Here is a 16,320-nt window from a genome sequence, read left to right on the forward strand (position 1 = left end):
AGTTGAGCCTGAGAGTTCTGCCGTTTTATCAGGAGGGTGCGCAGGCCCACATGTTATACAAGGAATAGGTGCAGGATTTATACCTGAAGTATTAGACACATCAATATATGATGAAGTTGTAAAGGTAAGCAATGAGGATGCAATAAATACAGCAAAAATGTTAGCAAGCCAAGAGGGTCTACTAGTCGGTATATCTGCAGGAGCAAATGTATTTGCAACAATGCAGATTGCTTCAAGGGCAGAGTTTAAGGGCAAAACACTTTTAACAATTCTTTGTGATACCGGCGAGAGGTACTTAAGTACAGAACTTTTTGATGAGTAGCATATTTTTAGAGACTATAAAAGCTGTTGATGGGGAGATTCTTAATATATCCTATCATCAAGAGAGATATGAGAGTGTTTTAAAAAAATTCAATATTAAACATTCTCAAAATCTAAAGGAACTCTTAACTCCTCCAAAAATTGGAACATATAGATGTCGCCTAACATATGATTTGTCAAAAGAGCCACACACTTTTAACGTAACATACCATAAGTACGAAAAAAGAGAGATAGAGACTCTAAGGCTTGTTTATAATGATAACATAGAGTACTCCTTGAAATCTGCATGCAGAGATGAGCTTGATGCGCTATATAAGCTAAGGGGTGGATGTGATGATGTTTTGATAGTAAAAAACTCTCTTATTACGGATACTACAATAGCAAATATAGCCTTTTTTGACTCTAAGAGATGGGTTACTCCTAAATCACCGCTTTTGATAGGTACGACAAGAGAGAGGTTGCTAAGAGAAGGAAAAATTTTTCAAGAGAGCATCTACGTGAGTGATTTAAAAAACTTCTCTAAAGTCGCCCTAATGAATGCTATGATAGATTTTGATATAATTACAAAAAACATAAAGGAAATTTTTTGCTAGAGAGCTTAATAGAGGATAGAGATTTTGCAAAAATAATGCAAAAAAATATAGAGAGTTTGATAATCCTTCTCTTTGAAAAAGAGCAAAATTTTGGAATCTTATGTAAGATAGAGCAGATAACTTTCGAGCCTCCGCTTCCAAATGAAATAAGCAAAGAGTTTAAACCTATGACTCTATTTTTTCTTGCCGGATACACTTTTGATACGGCAACTATAGTTGATAATAATCTAGTTTTTGAGGCTGGTTTTGGAGCCGATAACTTTGGTAGTTTTGTTACCGTTCCGATGCTTAGTATAATGCAGATAATAGTAGATGAGACACCACTGCTTATAAATTTAACAAATTATAAACATGAGGATAAAAAACAAACTACAAAAGCGCAAAAGGGCGGAGTAGAAAACTCAATGGCTTCCTTTTTATCAAATCCTGAGAACTCAAAATTTTTCAAAAAGTAGCTTGAGGTTTACACCTTATTTAAAGATAGAAGATAGTTTACGACATTATCGACAAATGCATCATGCTTCTTATCTTTTGAGTAAGCTATATAAAAATTTCTCTCTATCTTGTAGTTTTTAAGTCTTGCTTCAAAAAGTTTTCCCTCAGCAACCTCATTTGCTATAACATGTTTTGACATAACAGAGACGACAGGTCTCTCTGTTGTAGGGTCAGCATGCAGAATCGACTCTTTAATAGCAGTCGGACTTCCTAAAACACCAAGAACTTGGAAATTATTACACTGTACACCCATCTCATCGAAGACTTCACTTGTCAGTTTTCTTGTATGAGAGCCTTCATCTCTACATATCCAATCAAATCCAAGTAAATCATCTGCCGTTAAGTGTTTTTTAAGAGGCTGGTTTGAAAAAACGACAAGTTCATCTAAAACCCACTCTCTATAGATGATTCCGTCTCTAAACACAGGGGATTCTATAAGAGCTATATCGATTTTTTTGTCTTCAAGATGATCTATCATCTCGCATGAGAGACCGACATTCATATAGACATTGTTGTTTATTCTCTTTTTTATCTCGCTAAGATAATTTGGCAGTATATAGTTTCCTATGGCATTTGATGAGCCTATAACAAAAGTGAAGTCTTTATTTATTATCTTTAAGAGCTCTTTTTCGCTGCTTGCAATTGCTTTTTCAAGTCTTGATGCGATTCTAAAGAGATCTTCTCCCTCTTTTGTAAGCAGTATGCCGTTCTTTTTTCTTTCAACTATTTTAGTATCAAGATAATCCTCAATAAACTTTATCTGTTGAGTGACTGCAGGTTGTGAGATACCAAGCTTTGCAGATGCTTTTGAAAAACTTTTCTCTTTTATGACCATTAAAAAGGTTTGTAGTTTTGCAAAATCTTTTAACATAATAATTCCTATAAGTTTAAATAATAGACGAAAGTATAACTCAATATTATAACTAATGCAATAGTTTTGTAATAATTTATAACTTTTTGGCTATAATAATTTAAATTAATAAGAGTAGTGGCAGAGATATGGAAAAAATATTTAGTAAATTAAACGATTCACAAGCTGATGCCGTAAAAAAAACAGAAGGTCCGGTGTTGATACTAGCCGGTGCGGGAAGCGGAAAGACTACTACTGTTATATCTCGTTTAGCATATCTCATAGAGGGAGTCGGGATTCCAGCTTCAAATACTTTGACACTTACTTTTACAAACAAAGCTGCAAAAGAGATGAGAGAAAGAGCCTCTTTGATGATGGATAATCCTGCTTACCCTCCGCTTCTATGCACTTTTCATAAATTTGGATTACTATTTTTAAAATTCCATATACATCTCTTAAATAGGGAAAATAATTTTGTCGTGATTGATACAGATGATAAAAAACGCATTATCAAGAAGATAAATAGTGAAATACCGACTCCTCTTATTGCTAGCGAAATATCAAAATATAAAAGCTCTCTCTTAAGTCCTGATGATGCTTACAAGCAGGCAGAATTATTTAATTATCAGCAGATTGCAAAAGTTTATGAGGAGTATGAATCGTATCTTTTGGAAAACAATTTAGTAGATTTTGACGACCTTATAGCATTGACCTATAAGCTGTTAGATGAGAATGATGAACTTGCTCATGCTACATCTATGAAGTATCGTTACATAATGGTAGATGAGTATCAAGATACGAACGAGTTACAGCTCAAACTTTTACAAAAGCTCTGCAGTGCTCATAACAATTTATGTGTTGTAGGGGATGACGACCAGAGCATCTATGGTTGGAGAGGCGCACATATAAGAAATATTATGGAGTTTGACCAAGATTTTAAAGATACGGCGGTATTTAAGCTTGAAGAGAATTATCGCTCACGAGAACCTATACTAAAAGTTGCAAATGCACTTATAGAGCATAATCGCTCACGTTTAGGAAAAAAACTCATTCCTACACGCGGTAGCGGTGAAGATGTTACGGTTTTAAACTCAAGTGATGAGAGTGAAGAAGCAAGAAAAATCGCTTTAAAAATTACAAAGCTTTTAGACTCGGGAGTAAAAGCAGAAGATATAGCAGTGCTGTACCGTGTAAATGTTTTAAGCCGCTCTATAGAAGATGGGCTTAATCGTGCCGGTATCGCATATAAGCTTGTAGGCGGACTACGTTTTTATGATAGAGCGGAGATAAAAGATCTTATAAGCTACATAAGAGTTATAACAAACTTTCATGATGATTTTTCGTTTAAGCGCATAGTAAATAAGCCAAAGAGGGGTTTGGGCAAAGCAAGTGTGGATAAGATAGAGTTAGCAGCTCATGCAAACGGTAGCTCTATCTTTGAGTATATAAAAAAGGTCACACTTGCTGAACTAGAGCAGCTTGTTAGAAAAAAGAATGCAAAAACTCTTAAAAAATTTGTAAAAGATATTCAGGCTGTTGCTAAGAGTGTAACTGAATCGACATATAGTTTTATAGATGTTTTAGAGGATACGTTTCATCTCAAAGAGATTTATAAAGGTATGCCCGATGAAGCAGAGAGAGTCTTAAACATGGATGAGTTTTACGGTCTATTTAGAGACTTTGTAAAGAACTCTCCAGACTCCTCATTGGATGAGTTTTTAAATGAACTAACGCTTCAAAGCGAACAAGATCAGGTAGAGGGTGAGAGTATTTATATGATGAGTATTCATGCCTCTAAAGGGCTGGAGTTTGATTATATTTTTATTATCGGTATGGAAGAGGGTTTTTTACCGCTTGTTGGTGACGGTAGTGACCTTGAAGAGGAGAGAAGACTCGGATATGTCTCCTTTACAAGAGCAAAAGAGGCTCTAACACTCTCGCATGTGGATAGTAGGTTTTATAAGGGAAGAAGAAGTGATTTACAAAAGAGCAGATTCTTTAATGAAGCAGGACTTTGCGAAGGTTCGCTTATAGTTGAGAAAAATACGGCTTTTAAAAAAGGTGATTTGGTTAGGCATAAAATCTTTGGCACAGGCAGGATTACAGGTGTCAGCAAATCAGGTAGAGAGTTTAAACTAAATATTAATTTTGCCGGCACAAAGAGAGATATATTGGCATCATTCGTTGAAAGATTATGAACAGGCTCTTTGTCGCGTATAAACCAACAGGCATAAGCTCCAACCTCTTCTTAAGCAAGCTAAAGAGAAGATATAAAACAAAAAAGGCCGGTTTTTCAGGAACACTTGATCCGTTTGCAAAGGGTGTTCTTCTTATCGGGATGGGTAGCTATACAAAACTGTTTCGTTTTTTAAATAAAACACCTAAAATCTATCGTGCTACTCTCTGGCTTGGTGCAAAAAGCGACTCTTTAGACACAGAGATGATTGAGCATGTTGAGATTTTAAAAGAGTTTAACGAGGATGAAGTACAAAGCGCTATAAAATCCTTAGAGGGTTCTCTTGAGTATGAGCCTCCGATATTTAGTGCCAAGCAAATAAACGGGCAGAGAGCTTATGATTTAGCGCGTGCGGGTGTAGAGTTTACTCTAAATAAGATTAAATCTACAGTATATGAAACAAAACTTATACACTACTCTCATCCGTTTGTTACATTTGAAGCAACGGTTTCAGAGGGGACTTATATCCGTTCACTAGGAGCTATAATAGCTAGCAGACTAGGGGTAGAGTATGGAAGTCTTAGTGCTTTGGAGAGACTTAGCGAGGGAGAGTTTAGCTATAATGGCGAGAGAGCGTTAGATATTAAAAAATCTCTTAAAATTAGAGAAAATTTCTATCATGGAGAGCGCGATAATCTAAAATATGGAAGAGTTCTTGCTTTAGATGATTTAGAGATTAAAGAAGATGGATATTATTGGCTTGATAATGGTAGTTTCATCTCAATTATAAATATACAAAACGCAGAAGTAAATTATGAATTAGGTAGGATTGAATGCTAGTACTATCGAGAAAAACAGATGAATCTATTGTTATTGGAGATGATATTACTATAAAAATTATCTCTATCGAAAAGGGTGTTGTCAAATTGGGCATTGATGCGCCTAAGAGCGTCTCTATTGTTAGAAACGAATTGCTTGAGGATGTCAAAGATGCAAATATCGCATCATCTAAAGATACAGAGTTAAATGATTTGACTATGCTCAGCGCTATTATTAAAAAATAAAAGATATAGACATGAAGCTTTACAAAGCTTATGCAAAGGTAAATATATTTTTAAAAATCACCGGCATGCGTGGAGATTACCATGAGATTGTCTCAAGATTTATGAGGGTTGATTCCCTTTATGATGAGCTCTCTTTTGTCGCTAAGCAAGAGGATGAAGGTTTTAAGATAATCGGTGAATTTTCATGTACGACTGAGCAAAACACTATATACAAGGCATATCTGGCACTGCTAAAAATTTTAGATAAAGAGTCTGCTGATTTATTAAAAAACCTAATGAGCAGATATGGAGTAAAGGTAGATAAAAGGATTCCTGCATTTGCAGGCTTGGGCGGTGGAAGTAGTGATGGGGCTACATTTTTAAAGATGTGCAATGAAGTTTTGCATCTTGGACTGAGTCAAAATGAACTCGCAGCGGCAGGAGTAAAGGTGGGGGCAGACGTGCCGTTTTTTATTTATGGTTATGATAGTGCAAATGTAAGTGGAATCGGAGAGGTTGTAGAAGAGTTTAAAGAGCCTCTTTTAGATTTTGAAGTTTTTACTCCAAAACTGGAGATAAGCACTCCAAAGGTTTATTCGCTATATAGAGAAGATTTTTACAATCCGGTAGATGGATTTGAAGCAGATAGGTTGAAAAAAACCCCGTCATTGGATATACTTAAAAACATGAGCGCAGATGAGGCAAATGACCTCTTCAAACCGGCACTTCAAGAGTATAAAGAGTTGAAAAATTATTACAGACATGGATATTATTTCAGCGGAAGCGGAAGCAGTTTTTTTAGAGTTAAAGAGAGGAGAAAATAGGCGATGGGTAAAACAATAGCAAAAAACAAAAAAGCCTATTTTGATTATTTTTTAGAAGAGAAGTTTGAGGCAGGCTTAGTTCTTAAGGGAAGTGAGATAAAAGCTATAAGAGCAGGGCGCGTAAATCTAAAAGATAGTTTTATACGTTTTGTACAAGGCGAAGCATTTCTTTTCAATGCTCACATAGGCAGACTTGAGACGACTCATCACTTCTATTCACATGAAGAGAGAGGCAGTAGAAAACTGCTTTTGCATAAAAAACAGATAGCAAAGATGATAAAAGCTGTTGAAAAAGATGGCTATACGGTAGTTCCTCTGCAGCTCTATTTTAACGATAGAAATATAGTAAAAATACAGATTGCCATTGCAAAAGGAAAGCAGCTGCATGATAAAAGAAATGATCTTAAAGAGAAAGATATGAAGCGTGACATAGAGCGCTCTATGAAGGATTATTGATGAGGTTTTTTTCTCTTGTTCTTCTTTTTGCATGTAGCATTTTTGCACTTGATATAAAAGTAGCAAACGCTACCGTTTCAAACGGAAAAACAGCTCTTTTGGAGTTTAAAAAAGAGAGTAGTATCAGTTATAAAAATATTGTAGTCGATAAACAGCGATATGAAATTTTTAACAATCCGCTAGATAGTAAGAAATTTTATGTGCTAATACCTATTAATTATTATGAAAAACCTTCAGATAAAAAAGTGGAGATATTCTATACGCAAGACAATGAACTAAAAAGCAAAACTATCTTCTTTGATATTAAAGATGCGAATTATGAAAAAGAGACCCTTAGTGTAGATAGCTCAAAGGTTATCTTGAGTGAAAATGATAGAAAAAGAGCATCAAAAGAGTACGCAGAAGCTATGGAGATTTATAATAAAAAAACAGAGCATAGCTATATATCATCAGAGTTTATTGTGCCACTTAATAGTAAAATCACAAGTGACTTCGGAAAAGCAAGAGTTTATAACGGCTCACTTAAGGGTTATCATGGCGGGACGGATTTTAGAGCGAGTGACGGTACGCCCTTGATGGCAAGCAATAGCGGGAAGATTGTCTTGGCAAAAGATAGGTTCTACTCGGGTGGTTCTGTTGTTATAGACCATGGGCATGGTATCTACTCATGCTACTTTCACATGAGCAAGCTTGACGTCAAAGAGGGTGATATGATAAGAAGAGGCGAACCTATAGGATTATCAGGAAGCAGCGGTAGAGTTACGGGTCCGCATCTTCATTTTGGTATAAGAGTAGCCGCCCAACAAGTTGACCCACTTCAGTTTATAGAGCTGATAAATAAAAATTTATTAAAAGGTATAAAATGACACTATTTCAGATTATTATGCTTGGTGCTTCGGCATTTTTTGCATTTAAAGTTTATGAACATATTCAAACACTTCAGGATACAGAACCGGAAAAAGAGCCAAATAGGGCATCTTCATTTGACCCCGTATCCTTAGTTGTTAAGGGTAATGAAGCATTTGATAACGGGGATATGCAAGCGGCATTAGATTTCTTTGTAGAAGCTAACGCAAAAGAGTCACAAGATGCTGAAGTTTTGTTTAAGATGGGTTATATTTTAGAAAATTTGGGCGATAGAGATGAAGCACTAAATTACTATAAAGAGGCGCTGCAAAAAGATAAAAACAATGAGTATATTCATAACTCAATAGCAAGTATCTATAGAGCAAATAAGGAGTTTGTATCTGCAAAAATGCACCTTAGCGACTCTTTAAATATAAACAATAATAATGCCGTGACATACTATAACTACGGAAATCTTTTAGTCGACATGAAGCATCCGGATGAAGCTAGAGAGATGTATAAAAAAGCTATTGAGATAAATCCAGACTTCAGCGAGGCAAAAGAAGAGTTGCAGAAACTGAGCTAGGAGGCTAAGATGAAAATATCTGAGATATATGATTTTTTAAATAAGCTATCTCCCTTTGAACTTCAAGAGAGTTGGGATAACTCAGGTCTGCTGCTTGGAGATTTTAATCAAGAAGTTCAAAAGATAGTCCTTAGCATAGATGTTGATGAGAGTCTAATAGAGTCTATGGAGGAGAACACTCTTCTAATAACTCATCATCCTCTAATTTTTGGAGGACTTAAGCAGTTAGAGTTTAGTAAATATCCGGCAAATCTAATTCAAAAGATGATACAAAAAAATATTTCAAATATCTCCATGCATACAAATTTTGACCAAACACACCTAAATGAGTATGTAGCCACCGAGATTCTAGGTTATAAAATTGCCCAAAAAGATGGATTTATAGCATATCTAGATATAGATGAGGATTTTGATGTTTTTGCAAAAAAAGTTGCAACTGCATTTTCTCTTCCGCATGCAAGATGTGTTAAAAGTTCACAGAGAGTAAAAAGAGCTGCTCTTACAACTGGCTCAGGGTGCTCTTTGATTAAATCCATAGAGGCTGACTGCTTTTTAACCGGGGACGTTAAGTATCACGATGCGATGGAGGCAAAAAGCATAAATTTATCGATAATAGATATAGGGCATTTTGAGAGTGAACACTTTTTTGCAGAGATTTTACTTAAACATTTGAAAAATTTAGGTTTAGAAGCTATAATTTCATCATCAAAGAACCCTTTTACTTATATTTAAGCAATCGGCACAACTATTTAATCCAAAGGAGATTAATGAATTTACATCTAAAACAGCTAATTGACCTATCACAAATTGACAAAGAGATAGATGCTTTTGAACCACAAATTGAAGAAGCAAATAGTAAACTAGAGGCAGTACAAGCGAAGAAGCAGAGTATCGATTCTGATATTGAAAATTTAACAAAAGAGATTAGTGAAGAGGAAGTCAAAAAGAAAAAAAATGAAATTCATCTACAAGAGCTTTCTCAAAAACTTGAAGATAACTCCAAAAAAAGTTCTGAAGTAAAAACTGAACGTGAGATGAAATCTCTTCAACTAGAAGAGGAGATTGCCAAAGAGCAGATAACTTTTGCAAATGAAGAGATTGAGAGACTTGAGAGAGTTATCGCTTTAAAAACAGAACAAGCAGAAGCGGCAAAAAAATCTCTTAAAGAGTTAGATGCTAGCTTAGCTACTATTAAAGTTAATGTTGATGAAAAACTAGAAGTAATCAACAAGTCTCGCCAAGAAGTATTTGTAAAAAAAGAGAAATTAATATCTGAGATGAATCAAAAAGGTCTTGCATTTTATCAAAAAATTCGTAGATGGGCTAAAAACACAACTGTTGTAGCGGTAGAAGAACAAGCTTGCATGGGTTGTCATATGGTTATCAACGATAAGATTTATGCAGATGTTATAAAGGCTGAGGAGATTACAACTTGTCCACATTGCGGACGTATTCTCTACATGGAAGCTAACGAAGAGTAGGCTTGAAGCCATTTACTCTTTTATACTTCATCTTAAGCGTAGTGCTCTATTTAGTTGCACTGCCGCTTCTTATTTATCTCTCGTTTAAACAAAAATACAGAGAGTCTATTCCGGCTCGCTTTTTTCTATTTAAAAATTCAAAATTTAAAAACGGTAATGGAGTTTGGTTCCATGTATGTTCTTTAGGTGAAACAAGAGCTTTGGGACCGGTATTAGAGTTACTAAAAGACCAAGATATAAAGATAACTACGATAACGCATACGGGACAGGCACTAGCTAGAAGGTATGATGCGGAAGTAAGATATTTGCCGTATGAGATGTTTTTACCCTTTTGGGCTAAAAAGCAGAAGGTTTTAGTAGTTTTAGAGGCGGAATTTTGGTTTATGCTCTTTAGCACTATGCGAGCAAGAGGAACAAGAGTAATACTTTTAAATTCACGTATCTCTGAGAAAAGTGCTAAAAAATATCTCCAATTTGCTTGGTTTTACAAAAAATTGCTCTCAAATGTTGAGATAATCTACGCTCAGAGTGAAGCTGATAAAAATCGTTTTTTAGCCCTTGGTGCTAAAAATATTGAAGTTATCGGCAATATTAAGTTAGCAGCAAAAATAACAAAAACAAAAGATTATAAAAAACCTCAGGATGAGCTAATAGTTGCCGGAAGCACGCATGAGAGCGAAGAAGAGAGTGTGTTGAAGTCGTTTGTAGAGTATAAAAAGCAAAGCAGTGCAAAACTTGCCATAGTTCCAAGGCACCCAGAGAGATTTGAAGCTGTTTATGAACTTATGAAGAGATATGCAGATGAAAATTCTCTAACATTAGCAAGATTTTCACAAGAGAAAAATTTTAGCTCAGATATGGTTTTGGTTGATGCTATGGGCGAGTTAAATAATATATACGCAATCAGTGACATAGCTATTTTAGGCGGTGCATTTAGGAGTGATGTCGGTGGTCACAATCCTCTTGAGCCCGCTTACTTTGGGTGTAAAATAATTACCGGAAAACACTTTTTTCACCAAAGGGAGCTTTTTAAATATGTCTATCATGTTCAATATGTTGAGAGAGATGAGATTCATAAAGCGCTTATAGCAAGTCGAGATTTGCCACCAAGTATGGTTAAAGAGAAGATAGACTTAAAACCTGTAATAAACAAAATAAAGGAGCCAATTTAATATGGCACTAGAAAAAGCGTATAAACTATTAGCAACACAAGAGGGTATCTCAAACTCTGCCGCAAAGTCGATGATAGATCGCGGTTTGGTCTACGTTGGTAATAAAAAAGTGATGATAGCTCGCGGGGATATTGATACGAAAACAACCTTCAGAGTTGAAAAGATAGAGAAGATAAAGCCTATTTTTGAAAATGATGATTTGATTGTTTTGGATAAACCTGCGCACGTAAACTCAGACGAGATACAGAGGCAGTTTAAACCTGCCGTACTTTTGCATAGACTAGATCGTGAAACAAGCGGTGTTTTAATGCTTGTTAAAAATGAAGAGTTTCGCCAAAAAGCTATACAAGAATTTAAAAAAGATAGAGTCTACAAAGAGTACATTGCTTGGATAGAGGGAATTTTAAGTGAACCGGTTGATATAGATAAACCTATAGTTACAACTAAGAAAAACAACCGTGCAACATCAAACGTATCAGCAAAAGGAAAACCTGCAAGAACTGAGGTTTTTCCAGATTTGGTAAGTGCAAATAAAACTAAAGTCAAATGTATTATCCATCATGGAAGAACACATCAAATAAGAACTCACTTAAGATATATAGAGCATCCGATAGTCGGTGATGAGCAGTACGGCGGTAGACGTGCAAAGCGCGTTATGCTTCATGCTTATAAAGTAAGACTGTTTGATATGGAATTTACAGCACCGGAGCCAAAGGCATTTGTCAACTTTGAATAAGCAAAAGAGTTTATGGCATATCTATATCTTAAAATGTAGTGATGAGAGTCTCTATACAGGCATAACGACAGACCTTATTAGAAGAGTTGATGAGCATAACAACTCAGCAAAGGGCGCAAAATATACCCGCATAAGAAGACCGGTAGAACTAATCTACTCTGAGGGCTGTGAAGATAAAAGCAGTGCCTCTAAAAGAGAGCATGAGATTAAAAAACTATCTAGAATTCAAAAACTAAAGTTAATAAAATAGTGCAGATTTTTGTCGATGGTGATGCTTTTCCAAATCTCCTCAAACCTATACTCTTTAAACAAATTCAACGTTTAAATATTCAGACAACAGTTGTAGCAAATAAAAAGATAAGTATCGGAAAATCAGATTTATTTACCTACATGATAGTGGATTTAGGAGCTGATGAAGCTGACCATCAGATTGTCAAGATGATAAATGAGAGTGATTTGGTTATAACAGCTGATATACCGCTAGCAGACAGAGTTATAAGTAAAAATGCGCATGCAATAGATCATAGAGGCGAACTCTATAGTGTTGATAATATTAAACACTATCTTGCTATGAGAAATTTGATGGAAAAAATTCGTGAGAGCGGGGAGATAACTAAAGGTCCAAAGCCTTTTTCCCAGAAAGACGCCCAATCTTTTGCAAACCAACTAAACGCATTTTTAACTAAGCATTATAAAAATTAAGTTATAATCCAAAAAAATTACACTCACTTACAGAAGGTATTTTATGTTTGATACATTGACAAGTTCATTTACGGCGGCTATAAAGAAGATTCGCACATTTGATGATGAGAAGGCACTTTCTAAAGCACTTAATGAGCTAAAAAAATCACTTTTAAAAGCAGATGTAAACCACAAAGTAGTAAAAGAGCTAATAGCAAAAGTCGAGCTAGATACTAAGGCAAGCGGAATCGGTAAAGATCAGTTTCTAGACGCTTTAAGAACTACTCTTTATGAGCTTTTAGAAGTTGGTGGAAACAAAGGTTTTACATTTGCTCCAAATCCTCCGACTGTTATTCTCATGACGGGACTTCAAGGTTCCGGTAAAACAACTACAACCGGAAAACTGGCAAATTATCTAAAAAATAGACAAAAAAAAGTTTTAGTAGTAGCAGCCGACCTGCAGCGTCTTGCTGCGGTTGAACAGCTTCGTCAAATTACTACTCAAATAGAAGTAGAGTTATATGAAGACGAATCAACAAAAAATCCTGTTGAGGTAGTAAATGCAGCGCTAAAAAAAGCAAAAAGCGGAATTTATGATGTTGTACTTATAGATACGGCAGGTCGTTTAGCAATTGATGATGAACTTATGGATGAGCTTGAAGCTGTTAAGAGAGCTGCAAATCCTAGTGAGATATTTTATGTAGCAGATTCTCTTACCGGTCAAGATGCGGTTCGTACAGCTTCGAGTTTTAAAGAGAAAATCGGAATTGACGGTGTTATCTTAAGTAAATATGACGGTGACTCTAAAGGTGGAGTTGCTTTAGGTCTTTCATCTCAAGTACAAGTTCCACTTCGTTTTATCGGTAGCGGTGAGAAGATGCAAGATTTGGAAGTTTTTATGCCTGAGCGTGTCGTAAACCGTCTTATGGGTTTTGGAGACATTGAGGGGTTAGCTGAAAAAACTGCTAATGTTATAGATGAGAAACAAGCTAAAAAACTAACTCAAAAGATAAAAAAAGGTAAGTTTAATTTTAATGACTTTTTAGAGCAGATGGAGTCAATGAAGAAGATGGGCAGCATGAAATCACTTATGGGGATGATACCTGGTATGGGTGATATGTCAAAGGCTTTAAAGAACTTCGATATGGAAAATTCAAGTGAACTTAAAAACATAAAAGCAATGGTCTCATCCATGACAGCTAAAGAGAGAGAAGACCCAGATCTATTAAACAACTCCCGTAAAGGAAGAATCGCAAAAGGTTGCGGTTTAGAGATAGTAGAGATTAACCGAATGATAAAGCAGTTCAAAAATGCCGGTAAAATGGCAAAAAGACTTTCAGGCAAAAATGGGATGAAAGATCTTCAAGCAATGATGGGTCAGATGGGTGGTTCCGGAGCTATACCAAGATAGAAGTCTCAAGACTCTTGACGTTTTGTTTTAAAAATAGTATAATTCCGCCATCGTAATAACTTCTGAAATAATCCCTCTGTGATTAGAAGGTGCTTATAAAAGCATAATACGCATATCGTATAAAATTATTTATTCGACGGCGGTAAGAGGCACAATAAAACTTCATAGTATATTTTATTCTGCAAAAAAACCTCCAAACATTTTATTAATATTTCTTGCGAAATATCTTTAGTGCCATAGCGGCTAACGTAGAAAGATGGACTTTGTTCATGTTTTTTTAAAATAATATATTAGGAAATAATATGACAGTAATTAGACTTACTCGTATGGGAAGAAAAAAACAACCATTTTACCGTATCGCGGTAACAGATAGCCGTAAACGTAGAGATGGCGGTTGGATTGAGCTAATTGGGCACTATAATCCAATGAATGATGAGAAAACTTTAGTTGTTGACAATGAAAGATTAGATTACTGGTTAAGTAACGGTGCTCAAATGAGTGACCGTGTTAAAAAAATAACTGGTCGCTAAGATGATAGCTGATTTTGTCGCTGGATTTGCAAGACTTATAGCATCTCACCCAGATGATGTAAGAGTTGAGATTAAAGAGGGCGATGAAAATACTGAGATTCTTCTCTATGCTAATCAAGCTGATATCGGTAAGCTAATTGGTAAAGAGGGTAAGATGATTGGTGCGATTAAAACTGTTATATCAGGCTGTAAAGCTAAAGATGGCGTAAGTTACCGCATCAATGTCGAAGCAGTGAAGTGAGCGATAAGCAAACAAAAGCCCTTGGGGTACAACAAGAACAACTTCTTCATGTCGCAACTATCGGCAAAACTGTCGGTATAAAAGGCGATATGAAACTCCACGATAAATCTGATTTCCCGGAGCAGTTTCAAAACGGTGCAACTTTTTTTACAAACCTAAAAAAAGTGATAACTCTCAATGATGTAAATCTTGAGAGAGGCACAATTAAAATTGCCGGAATAGAGAGTATTGAAGATGCTAAAAAATATACTAACGCAAAACTTTTCACAACAAGAGAAGAGACAAGAAAAAACTGCCATTTAGAAGATGGTGAATATTTTTGGTTTGATCTTGAAGATTGTGAAGTTTTTGAAGATAAAAAGCTTTTAGGTAAAGTTTATGAAGTTGAGAGAATTGCAATAACTAATTACCTAAATATACACACTGATGAGAGTCTAGTAAAAGAAGGTTATGCTAAAAGTTTTTTAATTCCATTTCAAGAACCGTTTAGAGTTAGTGTGGATATAGAAAAAAAAATTATAACCCTTAGCGGTGCTATGGATATTCTAGAAGCTTCATAATGAAATTTACTTTTGTTACACTATTTCAAAATATAGTCGAGGGATACTTCCAAGACTCTATACTTAAGCGCGCAATCGAAAAAAATATTTTAGATATAGAGTACTTAAATCCTAGAGATTTTAGTGAATCTAAACACAATAAAGTTGATGACACTTCAGTTGGCGGGGGAGCCGGAATGGTTATGAGTCCTCAGCCACTTTTTGACTCTTTAGATGAATTAATAGCTAAAGATAAAGATGTTCATATAGTTTTCTTAACTCCCGTTGCAAAACCTTTTAGACAAAATGATGCTAAAAGATTAGCAAAAAAGAGCCATATAGCTTTTGTGAGCGGAAGATATGAGGGAATTGATGAGCGAGTCATAGAGAAGTACGCTGATGAACTCTTTAGTATTGGCGATTACATATTAACTGGAGGGGAGCTTGCCTCTTTGGTAGTATGTGATGCAGTTTCAAGAAATATAGATGGTGTGCTTGGAAATAGTGACTCATTAAGTATAGAGAGCTTTGAGAATGAACTATTAGAGGCCCCCGCATTCACTAAGCCACAAAATTATAAAAACTATAGTGTTACATCAGAATACTTAAAGGGAAATCACAGTAAAATTCGCTCACTAAAATTAGCTTTGTCTGAGTGTAAGACTAAATTCTTCAGACCAGAGCAGCTTTTAAAGCATAGAACAAGGAAATCTTATGAGAAATAAGTACATAGAAAACTTTGAAAAAGCACAAACATCTGAGAAAAATATTCCAGATTTTCGTGCTGGTGATACTGTTCGTTTAGCAGTAACAATTAAAGAAGGTGACAAGTCTCGTATTCAAAACTACGAGGGCGTTTGTATAGCAAAAAGAGGTCAAGGTACAGGTCAAACTATTACAGTTCGCAAAATAGGCGCTAATTCTGTTGGAATTGAAAGAATTTTTCCAATTTACTCTGATTCAATTAATGAGATAACAGTTGTTCGTCGTGGTCGTGTTCGTCGTGCTAAACTGTTTTATTTACGTGATCTTGCAGGTAAAGCAGCTCGTATTAAAGAACTTAGAAGAAAATAATCTTCTAAGTTTTACTTTCGTATCTTAGACGATAAGTTTAATACCTTCCCTTTTTATACTATATAATCAACAACAATTAATTTTCTTTTTAAAAACATATCTCTGAAAAAAGTATATATTTAAATTTTTATAAACCACAAAAGCACCCATAAAAGTGCAATATAGAGATTCTTCAAAAACTCTCACACTAATTAAGAAATAAATAAGCCTAACTTGCCTATAATTCCCCTCCACAAAATGAGTGAAACGAAATTTCTACGCAAGC

General features: G+C 35.3%; 23 protein-coding genes. 22 read left to right on the forward strand and 1 reads right to left on the reverse strand.

What is annotated here, in order from left to right; genetic code table 11:
* The 3 genes from M0Q20_RS09250 to M0Q20_RS09260 all read left to right on the forward strand — a co-directional run.
* A partial coding sequence (locus M0Q20_RS09250) for a pyridoxal-phosphate dependent enzyme (protein WP_295060948.1) occupies positions 1-322 on the forward strand: 322 nt, incomplete at its 5' end.
* Entirely contained in the window at positions 315-914 is a 600-nt protein-coding gene (locus tag M0Q20_RS09255) for an aminotransferase class IV family protein (protein ID WP_295060950.1), read from the forward strand. The genes M0Q20_RS09250 and M0Q20_RS09255, both read left to right, overlap by 8 nt.
* Entirely contained in the window at positions 908-1,369 is a 462-nt protein-coding gene (locus M0Q20_RS09260) for a hypothetical protein (RefSeq protein WP_295060954.1), read from the forward strand. The genes M0Q20_RS09255 and M0Q20_RS09260 overlap by 7 nt, the downstream gene beginning before the upstream one ends.
* Positions 1,370-1,377: 8 nt before the next feature.
* On the opposite strand, the gene M0Q20_RS09265 is transcribed toward M0Q20_RS09260, so the two are convergent.
* Positions 1,378-2,280, reverse strand: coding sequence for a LysR family transcriptional regulator (locus M0Q20_RS09265; protein WP_295060956.1), 903 nt, complete (start codon positions 2,278-2,280; stop codon positions 1,378-1,380).
* A gap of 128 nt (positions 2,281-2,408) precedes the next feature.
* Here M0Q20_RS09265 and M0Q20_RS09270 point away from each other — a divergent pair, with 128 nt between their 5' ends.
* The 19 genes from M0Q20_RS09270 (at position 2,409) to rplS (ending at position 16,055) form a co-directional block, all read left to right on the forward strand.
* Positions 2,409-4,457 carry an ATP-dependent helicase gene (locus M0Q20_RS09270; RefSeq protein ID WP_295060959.1) on the forward strand — a complete coding sequence of 683 codons (2,049 nt, stop codon included), beginning with the start codon at positions 2,409-2,411 and terminating at the stop codon, positions 4,455-4,457.
* Positions 4,454-5,275 carry a tRNA pseudouridine(55) synthase TruB gene (gene truB / locus M0Q20_RS09275; protein ID WP_295060962.1) on the forward strand — a complete coding sequence of 274 codons (822 nt, stop codon included), beginning with the start codon at positions 4,454-4,456 and terminating at the stop codon, positions 5,273-5,275. The genes M0Q20_RS09270 and truB overlap by 4 nt, the downstream gene beginning before the upstream one ends.
* Positions 5,269-5,499 (forward strand): carbon storage regulator CsrA, encoded by a 231-nt coding sequence (gene csrA, locus M0Q20_RS09280; protein WP_295060965.1) that lies wholly within the window; start codon positions 5,269-5,271, stop codon positions 5,497-5,499. Before truB ends, csrA begins: the two co-directional genes overlap by 7 nt.
* A gap of 11 nt (positions 5,500-5,510) precedes the next feature.
* The gene (locus tag M0Q20_RS09285) at positions 5,511-6,302 is read left to right on the forward strand and encodes a 4-(cytidine 5'-diphospho)-2-C-methyl-D-erythritol kinase (RefSeq protein WP_295060968.1); all 792 of its coding nucleotides are present in this window, start codon (positions 5,511-5,513) and stop codon (positions 6,300-6,302) included.
* A 3-nt stretch (positions 6,303-6,305) separates the two neighbouring features.
* Complete coding sequence (gene smpB / locus M0Q20_RS09290; protein ID WP_295060971.1) at positions 6,306-6,758, forward strand: SsrA-binding protein SmpB; 453 nt, start codon at positions 6,306-6,308, stop codon at positions 6,756-6,758.
* Positions 6,758-7,624, forward strand: a complete 867-nt coding sequence (locus M0Q20_RS09295; protein ID WP_295060974.1) for a M23 family metallopeptidase — start codon at positions 6,758-6,760, stop codon at positions 7,622-7,624. Before smpB ends, M0Q20_RS09295 begins: the two co-directional genes overlap by 1 nt.
* Entirely contained in the window at positions 7,621-8,190 is a 570-nt protein-coding gene (locus M0Q20_RS09300; RefSeq protein WP_295060977.1) for a tetratricopeptide repeat protein, read from the forward strand. The genes M0Q20_RS09295 and M0Q20_RS09300 overlap by 4 nt, the downstream gene beginning before the upstream one ends.
* Before the next feature lie 9 nt (positions 8,191-8,199).
* Entirely contained in the window at positions 8,200-8,922 is a 723-nt protein-coding gene (locus tag M0Q20_RS09305) for a Nif3-like dinuclear metal center hexameric protein (protein ID WP_295060980.1), read from the forward strand.
* A 35-nt stretch (positions 8,923-8,957) separates the two neighbouring features.
* A complete protein-coding gene (locus tag M0Q20_RS09310) occupies positions 8,958-9,671 on the forward strand; it encodes a C4-type zinc ribbon domain-containing protein (protein ID WP_295060983.1) in 714 nt (237 codons plus the stop codon).
* A gap of 2 nt (positions 9,672-9,673) precedes the next feature.
* Positions 9,674-10,843, forward strand: coding sequence for a lipid IV(A) 3-deoxy-D-manno-octulosonic acid transferase (gene waaA / locus M0Q20_RS09315; RefSeq protein WP_295060986.1), 1,170 nt, complete (start codon positions 9,674-9,676; stop codon positions 10,841-10,843).
* A gap of 1 nt (position 10,844) precedes the next feature.
* A complete protein-coding gene (locus M0Q20_RS09320) occupies positions 10,845-11,579 on the forward strand; it encodes an RNA pseudouridine synthase (RefSeq protein ID WP_295060990.1) in 735 nt (244 codons plus the stop codon).
* Entirely contained in the window at positions 11,572-11,829 is a 258-nt protein-coding gene (locus tag M0Q20_RS09325; protein ID WP_295060993.1) for a GIY-YIG nuclease family protein, read from the forward strand. Before M0Q20_RS09320 ends, M0Q20_RS09325 begins: the two co-directional genes overlap by 8 nt.
* Positions 11,829-12,281, forward strand: coding sequence for a YaiI/YqxD family protein (locus tag M0Q20_RS09330; RefSeq protein WP_295060997.1), 453 nt, complete (start codon positions 11,829-11,831; stop codon positions 12,279-12,281). Before M0Q20_RS09325 ends, M0Q20_RS09330 begins: the two co-directional genes overlap by 1 nt.
* Before the next feature lie 43 nt (positions 12,282-12,324).
* Complete coding sequence (gene ffh / locus M0Q20_RS09335; protein WP_295061000.1) at positions 12,325-13,671, forward strand: signal recognition particle protein; 1,347 nt, start codon at positions 12,325-12,327, stop codon at positions 13,669-13,671.
* A 302-nt stretch (positions 13,672-13,973) separates the two neighbouring features.
* Positions 13,974-14,201: a 30S ribosomal protein S16 gene (gene rpsP, locus M0Q20_RS09340; RefSeq protein WP_295061002.1), complete on the forward strand. Its 228-nt coding sequence runs from the start codon at positions 13,974-13,976 to the stop codon at positions 14,199-14,201.
* Between the two features lies 1 nt (position 14,202).
* Complete coding sequence (locus tag M0Q20_RS09345) at positions 14,203-14,442, forward strand: KH domain-containing protein (protein WP_295061005.1); 240 nt, start codon at positions 14,203-14,205, stop codon at positions 14,440-14,442.
* On the forward strand, positions 14,439-15,002 hold the full coding sequence (gene rimM / locus M0Q20_RS09350) for a ribosome maturation factor RimM (protein ID WP_295061008.1): 564 nt from the start codon (positions 14,439-14,441) through the stop codon (positions 15,000-15,002). Before M0Q20_RS09345 ends, rimM begins: the two co-directional genes overlap by 4 nt.
* Positions 15,002-15,706, forward strand: a complete 705-nt coding sequence (gene trmD / locus M0Q20_RS09355) for a tRNA (guanosine(37)-N1)-methyltransferase TrmD (protein ID WP_295061011.1) — start codon at positions 15,002-15,004, stop codon at positions 15,704-15,706. Before rimM ends, trmD begins: the two co-directional genes overlap by 1 nt.
* Entirely contained in the window at positions 15,696-16,055 is a 360-nt protein-coding gene (gene rplS / locus M0Q20_RS09360; RefSeq protein WP_295061014.1) for a 50S ribosomal protein L19, read from the forward strand. The genes trmD and rplS overlap by 11 nt, the downstream gene beginning before the upstream one ends.
* Positions 16,056-16,320: the final 265 nt, after the last annotated feature.

Source organism: Sulfurimonas sp. (genome assembly GCF_023229025.1).
Classification (GTDB): Bacteria; Campylobacterota; Campylobacteria; order Campylobacterales; family Sulfurimonadaceae; genus Sulfurimonas.